Annotated in this window: 10 protein-coding genes and 2 tRNA genes; 9 read left to right on the top strand and 3 right to left on the bottom strand. The window is 38.8% G+C overall.

Features of this window, described 5'->3' with window-relative positions; translation table 11 throughout:
• The first annotated feature begins 8 nt into the window (after positions 1–8).
• Positions 9–404 (top strand): hypothetical protein, encoded by a 396-nt coding sequence (locus ABD676_RS02690; protein WP_344673127.1) that lies wholly within the window; start codon positions 9–11, stop codon positions 402–404.
• A gap of 83 nt (positions 405–487) precedes the next feature.
• Here the strand turns inward: ABD676_RS02690 and era are convergent, their stop codons facing one another.
• Positions 488–1,366 (bottom strand): GTPase Era, encoded by an 879-nt coding sequence (era, locus tag ABD676_RS02685; RefSeq protein ID WP_344673126.1) that lies wholly within the window; start codon positions 1,364–1,366, stop codon positions 488–490.
• A gap of 112 nt (positions 1,367–1,478) precedes the next feature.
• Between era and ABD676_RS02680 the strand changes: the two genes are divergently transcribed.
• The 7 genes from ABD676_RS02680 to ABD676_RS02650 all read left to right on the top strand — a co-directional run bounded on the left by ABD676_RS02680 (position 1,479) and on the right by ABD676_RS02650 (position 10,333).
• Positions 1,479–1,551: transfer RNA gene (locus ABD676_RS02680), tRNA-Met, on the top strand.
• A gap of 53 nt (positions 1,552–1,604) precedes the next feature.
• Positions 1,605–1,677: transfer RNA gene (locus tag ABD676_RS02675), tRNA-Met, on the top strand.
• Between the two features lie 321 nt (positions 1,678–1,998).
• Positions 1,999–3,060 (top strand): efflux RND transporter periplasmic adaptor subunit, encoded by a 1,062-nt coding sequence (locus ABD676_RS02670; RefSeq protein WP_344673125.1) that lies wholly within the window; start codon positions 1,999–2,001, stop codon positions 3,058–3,060.
• Positions 3,061–3,073: 13 nt separating this feature from the next.
• Positions 3,074–6,151, top strand: a complete 3,078-nt coding sequence (locus ABD676_RS02665) for an efflux RND transporter permease subunit (protein WP_344673124.1) — start codon at positions 3,074–3,076, stop codon at positions 6,149–6,151.
• Position 6,152: 1 nt separating this feature from the next.
• Complete coding sequence (locus ABD676_RS02660; RefSeq protein ID WP_344673123.1) at positions 6,153–7,454, top strand: TolC family protein; 1,302 nt, start codon at positions 6,153–6,155, stop codon at positions 7,452–7,454.
• A 269-nt stretch (positions 7,455–7,723) separates the two neighbouring features.
• Entirely contained in the window at positions 7,724–9,130 is a 1,407-nt protein-coding gene (locus ABD676_RS02655) for a Gfo/Idh/MocA family protein (RefSeq protein WP_344673122.1), read from the top strand.
• Between the two features lie 114 nt (positions 9,131–9,244).
• The gene (locus tag ABD676_RS02650) at positions 9,245–10,333 is read left to right on the top strand and encodes a formylglycine-generating enzyme family protein (protein WP_344673121.1); all 1,089 of its coding nucleotides are present in this window, start codon (positions 9,245–9,247) and stop codon (positions 10,331–10,333) included.
• A gap of 245 nt (positions 10,334–10,578) precedes the next feature.
• Here ABD676_RS02650 and carB read toward each other — a convergent pair whose 3' ends face one another.
• Together carB and ABD676_RS02640 are read right to left on the bottom strand one after the other, a co-directional pair.
• Entirely contained in the window at positions 10,579–13,398 is a 2,820-nt protein-coding gene (gene carB, locus ABD676_RS02645) for a carbamoyl-phosphate synthase large subunit (RefSeq protein ID WP_344673120.1), read from the bottom strand.
• Between the two features lie 415 nt (positions 13,399–13,813).
• A complete protein-coding gene (locus ABD676_RS02640; protein ID WP_344673119.1) occupies positions 13,814–16,066 on the bottom strand; it encodes a glycoside hydrolase family 20 protein in 2,253 nt (750 codons plus the stop codon).
• Between the two features lie 140 nt (positions 16,067–16,206).
• Between ABD676_RS02640 and lipA the strand changes: the two genes are divergently transcribed.
• On the top strand, positions 16,207–17,088 hold the full coding sequence (gene lipA, locus ABD676_RS02635; RefSeq protein ID WP_344673118.1) for a lipoyl synthase: 882 nt from the start codon (positions 16,207–16,209) through the stop codon (positions 17,086–17,088).
• The last annotated feature ends 179 nt before the right edge of the window (positions 17,089–17,267 follow it).

The following is a 17,267-nucleotide window of genomic DNA, read 5'->3' as shown; positions in this document are numbered from 1 at the left end:
ATATAGTAATGAAAAAGATTCTTTGGATATTATTGATTTTCGGATTTCAATTCGCAAATGCACAAGTTGGATCTTGGACCGTTTGGAAACAATCTCCATGTTATCTTAAAATTGAATACCGATATAAATATGTTAAACAACAAGGTGATCGACATGTATGGTTGCTACAGTTTAAGAATAGCTATAATAAGTCGGTATATTTTAATTATTCATTAGCGGGAGAGCAAGAAGAGGAGCAATTGTACCTGGCGAGGAGGAAAAGTATAACTCCAAACCGGAATAGTGATGAAATGGAGTTCTTCACCAATTCAGAAAGCTTTGAAATCCAAGTTTCCAATTTGTCCTTCCGACAAGGAGTGACGGACTATGAGCCTTGCGATCAAAATAAACGCTCCAAGGACTAACCCTGGAGCGCATGATTTGTTCTTTTTTTAATTAGGTTGTTGTAAGGTTTTCGGGTGTGCTGATTTTTTTCCTAACAAGGATGTTAATCATCATACCCGAACCTTTTTAGGTAATTTTTCTTCGTTCTCCAGTCTGGAATAACCTTGACAAAAAGTTCTAAAAACACTTTACCTCCTATAAATTCCTCTATATCCTGACGTGCATAGGTGCCAACTTTTTTAATCATTGCACCTGCCTTACCAATGATAATGTTCTTCTGTGAATCCCTCTCTACAATGATTTCAGCAGAAATACGCGTCAAATTTCCCTCTTCTTTGAATGCTGTGATAATGACCTCTGTACTGTAAGGGATCTCTTTCTCATAAAGCTTAAATACCTTTTCACGGATAATCTCCGAAACAAAGAAACGCATGTTCTTGTCCGTTAATTCATCCTTTTCATAATAAGGTGGATGAACAGGAAGTTTATCCTTGATGTAATTCATGATCGACTCCACATTATAACCTAATAATGCCGAGATTGGGAAGATAATATCAGGATTTATCTTTTCCTTCCAGAACTCAATTTTTGCTTTTACTTCTTCTTCAGAAGATTTATCTACTTTATTAATAATGACTGCTACTGGAGATTGCGTTGTTCTCAATTTTTCAATAACATCATTTTCATCGTATTTTTCATTAATATCTGTAACAAATAAAAGAATGTCAGCATCGATAATGGAACCAAGTACAAAATTCATCATCGATTCTTGCAAGGAATAGTTGGGTTTTATAACTCCAGGGGTGTCTGAGAAAACGATTTGAAGGTCATCTTCATTGACAATACCGATAATCCGGTGTCTGGTCGTTTGTGCCTTAGGAGTGATGATAGACATCTTTTCACCCACTAAAGCGTTCATTAGCGTGGACTTACCAGCGTTTGGTTTTCCAATGATACTTACGAATCCTGCTTTATGTGACATTATTTTATATTTTATTTGGAATACAAAGAAACAAATAATATCTTTGTACTCCAATTCGGAGATAATATAATCTGCTCTAGAATGTGTTAGAGCGACGATTTTGAAAATATATTGCGGGGTGGAGCAGTTGGTAGCTCGTCGGGCTCATAACCCGAAGGTCATCAGTTCGAGTCTGGTCCCCGCTACTAAAAACCGGGTTAAACGCGAGGTTTAACCCAAAAGACATTTGAAAATACATTGCGGGGTGGAGCAGTTGGTAGCTCGTCGGGCTCATAACCCGAAGGTCATCAGTTCGAGTCTGGTCCCCGCTACTACAAAGGTTTCTATGGCAACATGGAGACCTTTTCTTTTTTATACCACCTCCAATTTATAACTACCCCTAAACTTCCTTTAGTTTTCGCATTTTAAAATCATTTAAGCTAATTCTTGCTCAAGAATCAAATAATCCATTGAATTGGTCGAGTTTTCCTTTTGCTCATATTGCGTTATTATCTGCTGGTTTCCAATGTTTTAATGTGTTGGTTAGCCTATGTATAATAACATTATTACAGAATGATGTCTCTTTTTTTTCTAAATTTCAATTCATTATCTAAGACGCCATAAATTTACTTGCACGTAAGTGCTTAAAATACATGAAAAGAAGATCAGTTATCTTATTAGTCATTGCACTAGCTATTGTCATCGGTTTGATCGGGTATCGAATCTTTACAAATCAGAAGAAAGAAGCCAAGCAGAATGGACCATCCGGTGCTCGTTCAGCAGCTAAAGTGTATGGTATGGTCATCCAAGGTCAGCCATTTTCTGATTTTTTATCGCTATCGGGTTCTATTGAGGCCGATGAACAGATTGAACTACATTCGGAGATTTCGGGAATTGTAGAATCGATTAATTTTTCCGAAGGTTCCAGAGTTGGTCAAGGGCAAATGCTAATTCGCATTAACGATGCTGAATTACAAGCGCAGCTTTCACAGGCAATGACGCGTAATAATTTAGCTGCCGAAAACGAGCGGAGAGCAAAGCTCCTTTTAGAAAAGGAAGCTATTAGTCAAGAAGAATACGATATAGCAAGTGCGGACTTTCGTACAGCACAGTCCCAAATACAGTTGATCCGAGCGCAGTTAAGTAAAACAGTTATTCGTGCTCCATTTTCAGGAACTATTGGTTTAAGAAACATTTCAAAAGGTAGTTATGTTACTCCGGCTACCATTATCGCGCAGTTGGTCAATACCAATAGATTGAAAGTTTCTTTTTCCATTCCTGAGAAATATGCCAATAAAGTAAGTGTAAATAATCAAATCAAATTTAACGTTCAAGGCGTTGAGGGAGAATTTACGGCTAAGATTTATGCTACAGAACCATCTGTAGAAATGAATACTAGAACGCTTTTGGTGAAAGCAATAACGCCGAATCCAAATGCGAAGCTTATTCCGGGGACTTTTGCCAACATCATATTTCCATTGGAAACACTAGAGAATGGTTTGTTGGTTCCAGCAGAAGCACTGATTCCCATTCAAAATGGTAAGAAGGTTTTTGTCATGAGAAACAAAAAAGCTAAAGAAGTCTTAGTGGAAACAGGAGCTAGAACAGATTCGGCCGTATTAATTACTTCTGGGCTCATCGCAGGAGATACGGTATTGACCTCAGGTGTGATGTCCTTACGTGATGGTTCGCCAGTTAAAGTTACCTTACGTTAATTAAAGAATCAACATGAGTTTATCGACCCTCAGTATAAAACGACCGGTTCTAACAATTGTCATGAACCTGATGCTGATACTATTTGGTATCATCGGTTATACCTTTTTGGGCATTCGTGAATTTCCTTCCATTGACCCTGCACAGATTTCCGTTAGAACAAATTATGCAGGTGCAAATGCCGATATTATTGAATCGCAGATTACAGAACCTTTAGAGAAAGCCATCAACTCCATTGATGGTATTCGTAATATCTCGTCTTCCAGTAATCAGGGTTCCAGTAACATCAACATCGAATTTAATTTAGGTAAGAACCTAGAAGAGGCGGCGAACGATGTTCGTGATAAAGTATCGCAAGCTCAACGAAGCCTTCCTCAAGATATTGATGCTCCACCAGTTGTATCTAAAGCGGATGCTGATTCGGAGCCCATTATTACCATGACATTGCAAAGTTCCACTAAAAATGTCTTGGAACTATCTGATTATGCAGAAAACGTTATTGCACAACGCTTGCAAACCATACCCGGGGTAAGTTCGGTTCAGATATGGGGGCAGAAGAAATATGCCATGCGTCTGTGGATAGATCCTGTGAAATTGGCATCTTACGGTTTAACGGTCATGGATGTCCGTGCGGCATTAAATACACAGAACGTAGAATTGCCTTCAGGTAAACTAACAGGTGCCAATACGGAGCTTGCTATTAAAACCATTGGTAATCTGGCAACGGAAGAACAGTTTAGTCAAATCATTATTCGTTCGGATAATAATCGTACGATTCGCTTCTCTGATGTTGGAAAGGCAGCTTTGGAAGCGGAAAACTTTGAAACCAAGATGTCGGATTCAGGATTCCCAATGGTCAGTTTGGCCATTATTCCACAGCCTGGAACAAACTATCTTGATATTGCCGATAAATTCTATACAGAATATGAGAAGCTATCCAATGAGCTTCCTGAGGGTTTTGATATCAATATTGCTATTGATAATACCCAATTCGTAAAAAAAGCCGTTTTAGAGGTTGTTGAGACCTTATTGATTGCCATCGTCTTGGTGGTATTGATCATCTATTTGTTTTTCAGAAATTGGTCCATTGCATTCCGACCTTTAATCGATATTCCTGTTTCCTTAATTGCCACATTCTTTATCATGTATCTATGTGGCTTCTCCATCAACGTATTGACCTTGCTGGCCATAGTACTGGCAACTGGTTTGGTGGTAGATGATGGTATTGTAGTAACCGAGAATATCTTTAAAAAGGTAGAAGAGGGGATGTCACCCATACAAGCTGCAATCAAGGGTTCTAATGAGATATTCTTTGCTGTTATCTCCATTTCTGTGACCTTGGCGGCGGTATTTTTACCAGTTATCTTCTTAGAAGGCTTTGTTGGTCGACTATTCCGAGAGTTTGGTGTCGTCATTGGGGCTGCGGTGTTGATATCTGCCTTTGTCTCGCTGACCTTGACGCCTATGTTGAATGCCTATTTGATGAAAGGTGGGGAACAAAAGCATTCGAAGTTCTATGTACGTACGGAGAAGTACTTTGAAATGATGAATAAAGATTATGCATCGGCACTTAAAGGCTTTTTAAAACATAAATGGTATAGCTTTGCTACCATTATTGCCTGTTTTGGGTTGATCTTTTTTTTCTATCAAGTATTGCCAAAAGAAACAGCACCTTACGATGACAGGAGTTACATCAGTCTCCGTGCGACTGCTCCAGAAGGGGTTTCCTACGATTATATGGACAGGTTTATGAATGAACTAACGATGCTTATCAATGACTCCGTTCCTGAGAAGAAAGTATCCTTGGTGATTACCTCTCCTGGATTTGGATCAGCATCTTCGAATAGTGGTTTTGTGCGTTTAGGACTTGTTCAGCCAAATGAACGCGAGCGTTCGCAAGCAGAGATTGCAGACCATCTATCTAAATTAACCAGACAGTTCTCTGAAGCTCGTGTAGCCGTGTCCCAACAACCCACAATCTCCGTAAATAGAAGAGGGGGGATGCCTATTCAATATATTATTCAGGCACCAAATTTTCAGAAATTGGAGGAGAAGATTCCGGAGTTTATGGATGAACTTTCCAATAATCCTACATTCTCCATTTCGGATGTGAACCTGAAGTTTAATAAGCCAGAGGTCTATGTGACTATTGATCGTGAAAAGGCCGAATCATTGGGTGTATCTGTCTTAGATGTTGCACAAACATTGCAAATGTCTTTGTCGGGTCAGCGTTTTGGTTATTTTATGATGAATGGAAAGCAGTATCAGATTATGGGGCAATTTGACCGTAAAGACCGAGCGACTCCAATGGATCTGGCCTCCATTTATGCTAAGAATAGCCGTGGCGAATTAATTCAATTGGATAATATCGTTACGTTGGAAGAACGTAGTAGCCCTCCGCAGTTATACCATAACAATCGATACATGTCTGCAACAGTTTCAGCAGGTTTAGCACCAGGTAAGAGTATGGGCGATGGTATTGCCGCTATGGAAGCTATCAAAGAAAAGGTGCTTGATGATACCTTTACTACAGACCTAGGTGGTGAATCTCGAGATTTCGTGGAGAGTGGATCCAATACCATGTTTGCCTTTGGTTTAGCTGTTCTATTGATCTTCTTGATTCTGGCAGCTCAATTTGAAAGTTTCATAGATCCAATCATCATCATTATTACTGTACCGATGGCAGTGGCAGGAGCACTATTCTCCTTGTGGCTATTTGGACAGTCTTGGAATATCTTTAGCCAGATCGGTACCATCATGCTGATTGGATTGGTAACTAAGAATGGTATTTTAATTGTTGAATTTGCGAATCAATTGAGGGAACAGGGAATGTCTAAATATGACGCCGTAGTACATGCATCTGAAGCACGTTTAAGACCGATTTTAATGACTTCATTGGCTATTGGATTTGGAGCTTTGCCTATTGCGATGTCCTTAGGTGCCGCATCTACCAGTAGAGTTGGTATGGGGGTAGTGATTGTGGGAGGTACCTTGTTCGCATTGGTATTAACCTTATTTGTTATTCCCGCATTCTATTTAATGATGTCTCGTAAAAAGAATAAAAATCCAGAGTTGGAGAATATTGAAGAATAATATGAAAAAAGCTATACTATTTTTCTTACTTATTGGGCTCTGGACAGTTTCCAAAGCGCAAGGCTTATTGACCGCTAAACAGGCAGTAGAGATTGCTTTAGAAAATAATTTTGAAATTAAGCTTTCGCAGAATGATCTTAAAATTGCTACAGAGAATGTAAGTTATGGTAATGCAGGTATGCTACCTACTGCTACAGCTAACTTTTCTCAGAGCAACAGTGTTCAAAATTCCAAGCAGACTCAGACGACAGGAGAGGAACGTTCTTTGCGTAATGCCAAGAACAATAACCTTTCGGTGGGTGTGAGTTTAGGTTGGACCATTTTTGATGGACTAGGCATGTTTGCGCGCTATGACCAATTGAAAGAATTGCAAAAGCAAGGTGAATTTGAATTGAAAAAGACTGTTCTAAATCGGGTTTCTGAAGTTATATCAACTTATTTTACCATCGTAGAACAACAAAACCTATTGTTAGCTATTGATTCTAGTATTAACATTTCAAAGGAAAGGCTAAAGACTGCAGAGAATAGGTTTTCCATAGGTAAAGCGTCTCGCTTGGAGGTGTTGAATGTTCAGGTTAATTTGAATGAAGATGAATCAAGCCGCTTGAGGCAAGCAGTTGTGGTCAAGAATCTTAAAATTACTTTAAATAGTTTGATGGCTCGAGAGCTTGATATTGAATTTGATGTTGAGCCAGAAGTAGAATATGATGATACCCTTTTAATTGATGATTTGATGGAAAAGGCGCAGCATTATAATCCGGACTTACAAATGATTGCCATCAATAAACGTCTTGCCGAATTGGAGCTTAAGCGTGTTAAAGCCAGTCGATATCCGGTTGTGCGTTTAACAACAGGATATAATTTATCGCAATCAGAGTCTAGCTTAGGTTTCGTGTCCAGTTCCAATGCGCGAGGATTAAACTATGGAATTACGGCATCCATGAATCTATTTGATGGGTTTAATCAGCGAAGGAATGAAAGGAATGCCAAAACGCAAATTGAAAGTGCTGACCTGTTAATTCAACAACAACAATTAAATGTGCGTACTGCTATTTCAACAGCTTTCCAGACTTATCAAACGAATCTATCCTTGGCAAGGTTAGAAGAAAACAATGCGGATATTGCCAGACAGAATTTAAATATTACCCTAGCAAAATATAAGATAGGATCTATTAGCGCGGTGGAGTTTCGTGATGCACAAGAAAATTTCATCAATGCGGTATCTAGATTCAATTCTGCCCGTTTGCAAGCTAAGCTTTCAGAGTTACAATTGAAGGAAATTATCGGAAATATAGACCTTTAAGTAATTTGTCTCAAGAAAATGACAGAAAAACAATCGGTTGTGTAAATTGAACAAACGTTTGCATTTCTAAATCATTTTTGAATTACTAAAATTCGTTTTATACTTGTATTAGGGGATTGATAATCAAGCTCCTCAACCAAATTATGATTTCTATAATTTGATAGTTTTCAAAATTCGACTGTTTAGTTTGTTTTAAAATAGGTGATTTATTGGGGGACTATTTGTCCCCCTTAATTTTGTAACTTAGTTTCTTTATTATTATATACACTATGAATAACTCCCGAAGAGATTTTTTGAAAAAGGCTGGTGTGCTATCCAGTGTTGCGATAACATTACCGTCTTTACAAAATGAGGTTCTTGCAGCTCCAGGTTTTAATATGTCTGGTTTTGCAGCCCCAAAGATTGACAAAGTTAAAGTAGCGATTATCGGTTTAGGAATGCGTGGTCCAGGTGCTGTTGACCGTATTTCTTACATTGAAGGTGCTGAAATAGTAGCCCTTTGTGATAAACACGCTGACCGTGTAACTAAAGCTCAAGGTATTTTAACTAAAAAAGGCCTTAAAGAAGCTAAAGCTTACTCGGGTGAAGATGGTTGGAGAACCATGCTTAAAAACGAAGAACTTGATTTAGTATATATCTGTACACCTTGGGAATACCACGCGCCAATGGCTATTGAAGCTATGAAGTCTGGTGCTCACGCCGCTACTGAGGTGCCTATTGGATTAACTGTTAAAGAAATCTGGGAAGTAGTAAAAACTTCTGAAGCAACAAAAAAACATTGTATGATGTTGGAGAACTGTTGTTATGATTTCTTCGAAATGTTAACTCTGAACATGGCTCGTCAAGGTATGTTTGGTGAATTGGTGCATGCAGAAGGTGCTTATATCCATGATCTATTGAGCTTAAACTTCAATAAAAATGGATATGATAACATGTGGAGACTTCGTGAAAACATTAAAATGAATGGAAACCTTTACCCTACACATGGTATTGGCCCAATCGCACAATGTTTGAACATCAACTACGGTGACCGCATGACGCATTTAGTAGCTATGCAATCCAACGACTTTATGATGGGTGACAAGGCAGTAGAATTAGCGGCTAAGGATTCTTTCTTCCAAGAGTTTGTTGGAAAAAGATACAGAGGTAACATGGATACAACCTTGATCAGAACTGAAAAAGGAAAGACAATGATGATCCAACATGATGTTACTTCTCCTAGACCTTATTCTCGTATTCACTTATTGAGTGGTACTAAGGGTTTTGCTCAGAAGTATCCTCAAGAAGGTATAGCTTTCGGTCACAGCTTTGTGAAACCAGAAGAGTTGAAAGCTTTATACTCAAAGTATACTCCTGAATTAGTACAATTCATTGGTGAACAAGCTAAGCAAGTAGGTGGTCACGGTGGTATGGACTTTATGATGGACTGGAGATTAATCGACTGTCTACGCAATGGTCTTCCATTGGATCAATCGGTATACGATGGTGCTTCTTGGAGTGCTGTAGTACCTTTGAGTGTACAATCAGTTGCTAAAAACTCTAGAACTATTGATTTCCCAGACTTTACTAAAGGTGCTTGGAAAACCAATAAACCACACGAAATGGGTCTGAACGGTGGTGGAAACACTAAAATCCGTGCTAAAGTAGGTTCTAAAAATTTACAATTAGACGTATAATCTAGAATACATTATAATTTTATAAGGGCTGTCCTCCAAAGGGACAGCCCTTTATTATGATTGTTACATCCGTTTTTTTATTTCTTGATAATTTTTTCCTAATATCGTTATGAAATGAAAAATCTAAACCTCCTTATTATTCTTGCTATATCCCTACAAGCTTGCCAATCTACCGCACAAAAGCAGCAGCAAGAAAACATGTTGTCTATGGATTCTGGTGCCATGTGTCATAATTCGGCTATTCCTTCCAGATTTGCTGCCCTTGAGAAATCAAATGATTCTATTCAGCACATTAAAGGCCAAGATCAAGCAGAAATGGTATTGATACCTGGAGGTTCATTTCAAATGGGATCTACAAATTTTGAGGATGCACAGCCTCTGCACCAAGTGAAGGTAAATGCATTCTATATGGATGCTCATGAAGTAACAAATGCGCAATTTTCTGAATTTGTTAAAGCGACTGGCTATAAGACAGTGGCGGAACGAGAGTTAGATCCAAAAGATTTCCCAGGTGCAGATCCTGCCTTATTGGTGCCAGGGTCAGCGGTGTTCTCAGCTCCTAAGAACGTTCAGAATCTTCAGAACCACCTGCAATGGTGGGAATATATCCCCGGTGCAAATTGGCGCCATCCTGAGGGACCTAATAGCCAAATAAAAGGAAAAGAAAACCATCCTGTGACTCAAGTGGCTTATCAAGACGCAGAAGCTTATGCGAAGTGGGCAGGAAAGCGTTTGCCAACAGAAGCAGAGTGGGAGTTTGCAGCAAAAGCTGGTAAGCATCAATCGGAAACCTATTATTGGGGTTCGGAGAAACTAGAAGATGGAAAATGGCTTGCAAATATTTATCAGGGTCAATTTCCGACTAAGAACAGCAAAGAGGATGGTTTTGAAACAACTGCTCCAGTAAAATCTTTTCCCGCAAATGCCTATGGTTTATACGATATGGAAGGTAATGTGTGGGAATGGTGTTCTGATTATTATCGCCCAGATTATTATCAGCATAGCCCCAAAGATAATCCTAAAGGACCCAATGATTCCTATGATCCTCAAGAGCCAGGTACTGTAAAACGTGTACAACGCGGAGGATCCTTCTTGTGCAATGATCAATATTGCGAGCGTTATAAAGCTGGTAGTAGGGGTAAGGGGGAAATCAATTCACCGACAAATAATGTAGGTTTCCGTTGTGTAAAGGACGTCAAATAGTACTACGATCTTAATTGAATGTTTAATAGGAGGTAAGCAAAGCTTTTTTGTTTGCCTTTTTTTAATGCTATCCGGCATCCATATTAATTCTCCCAATAAGCTTTTGATATTTCGTACTAATTTTTTATGCTAGGTTTTCGGTTGTATGGGAGTTCTAAGTTAACTATTGCTGTATTTTTAATAACAACAAAGGAGGCAATAGCCCCCTTTATATTATTCTTTATTTTTTCAATGTTCTAATCTGCTTATTGCGCATTTAAGAACATGGATTTTTTAGAGTATAATTCTCTGAAGTGAGGGTCTTCTAAATCTTTGATGAATCGAATCGCTTCACCAGTAGATTTCATCTCTGGACCTAATTGTTTGTCTACTTCAGGGAATTTCGAGAAAGAGAACACAGGTTCTTTAATCGCGTATCCTTCTAACTTACGTTCTATAGTAAAGTCTGATAATTTATTCTCACCCAACATCACTTTAGTTGCGATATTGATATAAGGTACATCATAAGCTTTTGCAATGAAAGGAACAGTACGCGATGCACGTGGGTTAGCCTCGATGACATATACATTCTCATCCTTGATCGCAAATTGAATGTTTAACAAGCCAATTACGTTCAATGCTTTCGCTAATTTGATGGAATACTCTTCCATTTTTTTCTGAACATTTTCCGATAAAGAGAATGGAGGTAAAACTGCTGAAGAGTCTCCAGAGTGAATACCTGCTGGCTCAATGTGCTCCATCATACCGATGATATGTACATCTTCACCATCACAGATCGAATCTGACTCCGCCTCTTCTGCACGATCCAAGAAGTGGTCAATTAAGATATGGTTTCCTGGTAGGTTTTTCAATAGATTAACTACTGCTTTTTCCAAGTCCTCATCATTAATCACGATACTCATGCCTTGTCCGCCTAATACGTAAGATGGACGAACCAATACCGGATACCCTACTTCATTCGCTACTTTAATAGCTTCTTCTGCTGAAGTAGCAACACCATATTTCGGATAAGGGATGTCTAATTCTTTTAATAAGTCAGAGAAGCTTCCGCGATCTTCTGCTAAGTCCATGTTGGAGAAAGAAGTACCGATGATTTTAACACCTAATGCCTCTAAGCGCTCTGCCATTTTCAATGCAGTTTGACCACCTAGCTGAACAATAACTCCTTCTGGTTTTTCCAATTCGATGATCTCACGAACATGCTCCCAGAACACAGGCTCGAAATATAATTTGTCAGCCATATTAAAGTCGGTAGATACCGTCTCAGGGTTACAGTTAACCATGATTGCTTCGTATCCACATTCTTTTGCTGCCAATAAACCGTGAACACAAGAGTAATCGAATTCAATACCTTGACCGATACGGTTTGGCCCTGAACCCAATACGATGATTTTTTTACGGTCAGAAACAACCGATTCGTTTTCATCCTCGAAAGTCGAGTAGTAGTAAGGTGTATGTGCTGGGAATTCTGCCGCACATGTATCTACCATTTTGTAGACGCGGTTAATACCAAGCTCTTTACGACGAGCATAAACAGCATCCTCATCTGTGTTTCCTAATAACCAAGCAATCTGGTAATCAGAATAACCTTTTTGTTTCAAGGTCATGAAGAAATCACGTGGGATATTGCTTAATTGATAGCGACGTAATTCGCCTTCTAATTGTACCAGTTCTTGGATTTGTACTAAGAACCATTTGTCAATTAGTGTTGCTTTACGGATAGATTCCAAAGGAACTCCTAATTCGAAAGCATCTTTGATATGGAAAAGACGATCAGCACTTGGGTGTTCCAAGCTGTACATGATCTCTTCTAAATTTCTTGATTGACGACCGTCTGCACCTAATCCTGCACGTCCAGTCTCTAAAGACTGAGCTGCTTTTTGTAATGCCTCGATGAATGTACGACCGATAGACATCACCTCACCAACCGCTTTCATCTGTAATCCTAATTCTTTGTTCGCACCTTTAAATTTATCAAAGTTGAAACGAGGAACTTTAACAATTACATAGTCTAGTGTTGGTTCAAAATATGCAGAAGTTGTTTTGGTAATTTGGTTTTGAAGCTCATCCAAGTTGTAACCGATAGCTAATTTAGCAGCGATTTTTGCAATTGGATATCCAGTTGCTTTAGATGCCAATGCGGATGAACGCGATACACGTGGGTTAATTTCAATCGCGATGATGTCTTCATTTTCTGGGTTTACAGAGAATTGAACATTACAACCGCCTGCGAAGTTACCGATAGAGCGCATCATCTTGATCGCTTGATTACGCATATCTTGGTAACATTTATCTGATAAGGTCATTCCCGGAGCAACTGTAATAGAGTCTCCTGTGTGAATACCCATTGGGTCGAAGTTCTCAATGGTACAGATAATGATGACATTATCGTTTGTATCACGAAGTAATTCCAACTCAAACTCTTTCCAACCTAATACTGCTTGTTCTACTAATACCTCATGTGTTGGAGAAGCGTGTAATCCACGGTTTAATGCCGCATCAAAGTCCTCTTTTTTATGCACAAAACCACCTCCGGTTCCAGCTAAGGTATAAGAAGGACGGATTACTAATGGATAACCAATAATCTGAGCTGCTTCTTTTCCTTCTAAAAAGGAGTTCGCGATTTTTGATTTTGCTACTCCTACGCCGATATCAACCATTAACTGACGGAATTCCTCACGATTCTCCGTCTTCTCAATAGCTGCAACATCAACTCCGATAACTTTTACATCATATTTTTCCCAAATACCGCGATTGGAAGCCTCAATACACAAGTTTAATGCCGTCTGACCGCCCATTGTCGGTAATACTGCATCAATCTGACGCTCTTGAAGAATCTGCTCAATACTCTCACAGGTTAATGGAAGTAAATAAACGTGATCAGCTACGACACTGTCGGTCATAATAGTAGCAGGGTTCGAATTAATGATGGAAACCGAAATTCCTTCTTCTTTTAATGATAAAGCTGCTTGTGATCCTGAATAGTCAAATTCACAGGCTTGACCAATAACGATAGGTCCCGATCCAATGATTAATACCGAATTGATGGAGGTGTTTCTAGGCATTATTTTTTATTTCAATAGTTAAATACAAATAATTTTGTGGACGTGGCAGGCAGATTTTGCCTTGTTGATAGAGGGAATTCCGACTGCTTTGTCGGAGTGCAAAGTTACTATAATATTTTTAATTCTATACGTTTATTGTTGATAAAAATTCAGATACTGATTGCGTAATTTTTTACACAGTTGGAATACACCTAACGAATCAATTATTTCATAGCATTAAAATGTTGAAAATGAATTCTATTACTATATTCTTTTTCCCCCAGATAAGAAGAGTAATAGCCTGCTAGTTTTCAACTTTTAAGCTCATTCTTAAAAAGACTCCATTGCTGTGCTTTTATCAAAAACAATTTCGAATTAATATACCTATATGATGAAGCGTAGGAGGGGTGATTTTATCTCCTATTCATTGTGCATTTTAATAAATTACAATCTCATCTGCAAAAAGGTATCCTTTCATTGGGTTAGTAGCTTTTACCTGTACATATCTTGCCATAACTGCTTTCGGAAGTTTGATTTCAAACTTTTGGAACTTTAAACTTGGATCTTTTGTTCCATCTTGATTCTTAATGCTTCCAATTTCACGATAATTTTTGCCATTATCAGAAACCAAAACAGTAAATTCTCCAGGGAAATATACACCAGGACCTGGAATCTGCATAAAATTCACCGCTACACTTTTGATTTCTTCCCTTCGTTCAAAATCAATTACAGCATCAAATCCTTTTGTAAAACCTTGCCATTGTCCATCAGCATAACTTAATCCACCTTTCATTCCATTGGTCAAAGTCTTATCTCCTTTGGCTGGATATCCTTCCCATTTTATTTTATAGATCACATCCTTACCTATGGCCTTGTGTACATCCAAATCTATTGTTTCAACCGGGCTTACACGTGTTGAATCAATAAAAGAGGCAGCGTTTATTTGCGCTGTTTTCGAAAGTTCAATCGGTAGGTTGTATCGAGTGGATTTCGCATCAGGTACTTTTCCATCAACTGTATAACGAATGTTCGGATTAAATTGCTCCGATTGAAGGATAACCGTGTTTTTATTTTCCAATGAGTCAAAACTAACCGTGGAACTTACATTATAGGAAGGACGGTAATAATTCACATCCAGTTTTTGCAATACTTGATAATGTTGTTGTAGGCGCTTATTAAAATCTTTCCAATTTCTATAATCTTGGGTGGTCCATGCAATTTCCGACAAAGCTAGAACACGAGGGAATGCCATATATTCCACATGCTGATAGGTAGGCATATGTTCTGTCCATAGGTTAGCCTGAACCCCAATAATGTGTTTTTCTTTGTCCTTTGCCAGACCTTTAGGGATGGGGTTGTAGCTATAAACTTTTTCTAAAGGCAGGTAAGCACCTGTTGCCTCAGGTTGTGTCCGAGGGTCTGTTTGATAGCCGTCAAAATACATATAAGCCCCAGGAGTCATAATCGCATCAAATCCTGCCTTCGCAGCTTTGGAAGCAGGTTCTTCTCCACGCCAACTCATTATGGTTGCGCCTTCAGGTAATCCACCTTCAATAATTTCATCCCAACCTATTAACTTACGGCCCTTACTTTTCAAATATTGATCAATTTGTTTAATCGCATAGCTCTGAAGCTCCGACTCTGATTTTAAACCTTCTTTTTTCATTAAAGCCTGACACTTCGGGCAATTCTTCCAATGCTTATGATCGGCCTCATCTCCACCAATATGGATGTATTTCGAAGGGAATAAGGCAATCACCTCATCCAATACATTTTTCATGAATTGATAACTCCCTTCGTTTCCTAAACAAAACTCGCCTTGTGTATAGGGTTTACCTGTACAGGATAGCTCCGGATAAACCGCCAACACTTCCTCGGAATGTCCTGGAAATTCAATCTCCGGGATGATATTTATCCCTCGAAGGGCAGCATAGTCAATTAATTCCTTTGCTTGCGTTTGGGTGTAATAGCCACCAGAAGCATTCGCTGTTCCCTGTTCCACATATTGCCGTCCATTGTTCCACCAATCTTTCCATAAGGTATGCGAACGCCATGCAGCCTTATTTGTTAATTCTGGATATTGTTTGATTTCTAATCGCCAGCCAGCACCGTCTGTTATGTGCCAATGAAATTGGTTAAGCTTATAAAGCGCCATCAAATCAATATACTTCTTTAAAAAAGGCATGGGCATATAATGGCGAGAAACATCCAAATGCAAACCTCTATAGCCAAATCTTGGCTTGTCGAGAATCTGGATATAAGGCAGTTTTTCTTGATTATTGAGGTAGCTCAATTGCATCAAGCTATAAATCCCAGATATCATTCCTTCTCGGTCATGGGCTTTTAGACTGATACCTGATTGATCAATTTCTAGTAAATAGCCTTGTGGATCCACCTGATCGCGCTGTTCTGCTTTAAACAAACGAATCCCTTGCTGATGTTGTTTTTTAACCTTCTTAACCAATTCGGAATTGCCAATTTGTAGACCTGGAATATGATAAACCAAAGCACTAAGCGTAGAAAAATCCTCCGCGTAGTATAATGGTTGATTGGAATTCAATAGCAGCTCGCCTTCTAAAACGGTCGTTTTATAGGGTTGAGGAATAAGGGCAATTTCCTTGTCTTGGGCAAAAGAGGACAATGGGGAAATTAATAACAGTACCAAAAGATAGCGCATTTGGAGCATCATATTATTAATATTGGGTTTGAATTATACAAATATCCTAAAAAATTAACACTTGAAATCAATTATTGTTTCTCAAGATGATTTATGATATTTAGCTAACATTAACCTTATATTAATAGGTTAAATATGCTTAACTTTGTTGCATGATTCAATTACCTGTCATTCCTGCAAATCAGACACAGCGTAAACCAGATTGGTTAAGAGTAAAATTACCAGTTGGTAAAGAGTACAGACATGTACGTGGTCTGGTTGACGAACATAAATTACATACCATTTGTGAAAGTGGTAATTGTCCGAATATGGGTGAATGTTGGGGTGCTGGTACAGCAACCTTTATGATCCTTGGGAACATTTGTACACGCTCTTGTTCTTTCTGTGCGGTTGCTACCGGAAGACCACTAGCAGTGGATTTGGATGAACCAAATCGTGTTGCCAATTCGGTGAAATTAATGCAGGTAAAGCATTGTGTCATTACCTCCGTTGACCGTGATGATCTAAAAGATGGTGGCTCGACTATTTGGGCTGAAACCATCTTGGCAATTCGCCGTGAAAGTCCTGAAACAACGCTTGAAACATTGATCCCTGACTTTAAAGGTCAATGGGATAACCTAGACCGTCTTTTGGCTGTGCGCCCTGAAGTGGTATCTCATAACATTGAAACTGTACGTCGTCTTACTCGTGAAGTTCGGATCCAAGCAAAATACGATCGTTCTTTAGAATGTTTAAAACGTATTTCTGATGCCGGATTAAGAACTAAATCGGGTATCATGTTAGGATTCGGAGAAACAGAAGAAGATGTGATTGAAACCATGCAGGACTTGTACAATGTTGGGGTTGATATCCTAACCATTGGTCAGTACCTACAACCAACGAAGGCACACCACCCGGTTGTGGAATGGGTAACCCCACAACAATTTGAGAAATATAAAGAAATAGGCCTTAAAATGGGCTTCAAATATGTGGAATCAGGACCACTCGTTAGGTCTTCTTACCACGCTGAAAAACATTTATTCGATATGCAGTAAAATAAAAATCCTTAGAACTTCTAAGGATTTTTTTATGTTTATACTGTATATCAACACGATGATCTATGCTGTTTAAGAAGTTTTTTCTTCCTAGCCTTGCTCTTCTTTTACTCAGCTTATTTTTAAGCACTGTATTGTTGATCGCTCTATTTTTCAATTCCGATGTCAATTGGCCATTA

It is taken from the genome of Sphingobacterium kyonggiense, assembly GCF_039536825.1.
Taxonomy (GTDB): Bacteria; Bacteroidota; Bacteroidia; order Sphingobacteriales; family Sphingobacteriaceae; genus Sphingobacterium; species Sphingobacterium kyonggiense.
The sequence above is the reverse complement of the archived record's forward strand: the minus strand, read 5'-3'. Positions and strand labels throughout refer to the sequence as shown.